Raw genomic sequence first — 1,676 nt, forward strand, 5'->3', positions numbered from 1 at the left:
ATGTAACAACAATCGATGAGCTATTCGAGCTTATCATCTTTAAGATGAGAGTTTGATCCTGGCTCAGGACGAACGCTGGCGGCATGCCTAATACATGCAAGTCGAACGAGTTCCCGTTGATTGACGTGCTTGCACTGATTTCAACATTGGAACGAGTGGCGAACTGGTGAGTAACACGTGGAAAACCTGCCCAGAAGCAGGGGATAACACTTGGAAACAGGTGCTAATACCGTATAACAACAAAAACCGCATGGTTTTTGTTTGAAAGGTGGCTTCGGCTATCACTTCTGGATGGTTCCGCGGCGCATTAGCTTGTTGGTGGGGTAACGGCTCACCAAGGCGATGATGCGTAGCCGACCTGAGAGGGTAATCGGCCACATTGGGACTGAGACACGGCCCAGACTCCTACGGGAGGCAGCAGTAGGGAATCTTCCACAATGGACGCAAGTCTGATGGAGCAATGCCGCGTGAGTGAAGAAGGGTTTCGGCTCGTAAAACTCTGTTGTTGAAGAAGAACGGGTGTCAGAGTAACTGTTGACATCGTGACGGTATTCAACCAGAAAGCCACGGCTAACTACGTGCCAGCAGCCGCGGTAATACGTAGGTGGCAAGCGTTGTCCGGATTTATTGGGCGTAAAGCGAGCGCAGGCGGTTTCTTAAGTCTGATGTGAAAGCCTTCGGCTTAACCGAAGAAGTGCATCGGAAACTGGGGAACTTGAGTGCAGAAGAGGACAGTGGAACTCCATGTGTAGCGGTGGAATGCGTAGATATATGGAAGAACACCAGTGGCGAAGGCGGCTGTCTAGTCTGTAACTGACGCTGAGGCTCGAAAGCATGGGTAGCGAACAGGATTAGATACCCTGGTAGTCCATGCCGTAAACGATGAGTGCTAGGTGTTGGAGGGTTTCCGCCCTTCAGTGCCGCAGCTAACGCATTAAGCACTCCGCCTGGGGAGTACGACCGCAAGGTTGAAACTCAAAGGAATTGACGGGGGCCCGCACAAGCGGTGGAGCATGTGGTTTAATTCGAAGCTACGCGAAGAACCTTACCAGGTCTTGACATCTTCTGCCAATCTTAGAGATAAGACGTTCCCTTCGGGGACAGAATGACAGGTGGTGCATGGTTGTCGTCAGCTCGTGTCGTGAGATGTTGGGTTAAGTCCCGCAACGAGCGCAACCCTTATTATCAGTTGCCAGCATTCAGTTGGGCACTCTGGTGAGACTGCCGGTGACAAACCGGAGGAAGGTGGGGATGACGTCAAATCATCATGCCCCTTATGACCTGGGCTACACACGTGCTACAATGGACGGTACAACGAGTCGCAAAGTCGCGAGGCTAAGCTAATCTCTTAAAGCCGTTCTCAGTTCGGATTGCAGGCTGCAACTCGCCTACATGAAGTTGGAATCGCTAGTAATCGCGGATCAGCATGCCGCGGTGAATACGTTCCCGGGCCTTGTACACACCGCCCGTCACACCATGAGAGTTTGTAACACCCAAAGCCGGTGAGGTAACCTTTTGGAGCCAGCCGTCTAAGGTGGGACAGATGATTAGGGTGAAGTCGTAACAAGGTAGCCGTAGGAGAACCTGCGGCTGGATCACCTCCTTTCTAAGGAATATACGGAGGCTACACATACTTTGTTGAAACAATGGTCAGTTTTGAGGGGTCTACCCTCAAA

At 51.6% G+C, this 1,676-nt stretch carries 1 rRNA gene; it reads left to right on the forward strand.

The features are described from left to right. Window positions 1-40: 40 nt before the first annotated feature. Window positions 41-1,606 (forward strand): 16S ribosomal RNA (locus FD30_RS06375). The last annotated feature ends 70 nt before the right edge of the window (window positions 1,607-1,676 follow it).

The organism is Levilactobacillus namurensis DSM 19117, assembly GCF_001434785.1.
GTDB lineage: Bacteria > Bacillota > Bacilli > Lactobacillales > Lactobacillaceae > Levilactobacillus > Levilactobacillus namurensis.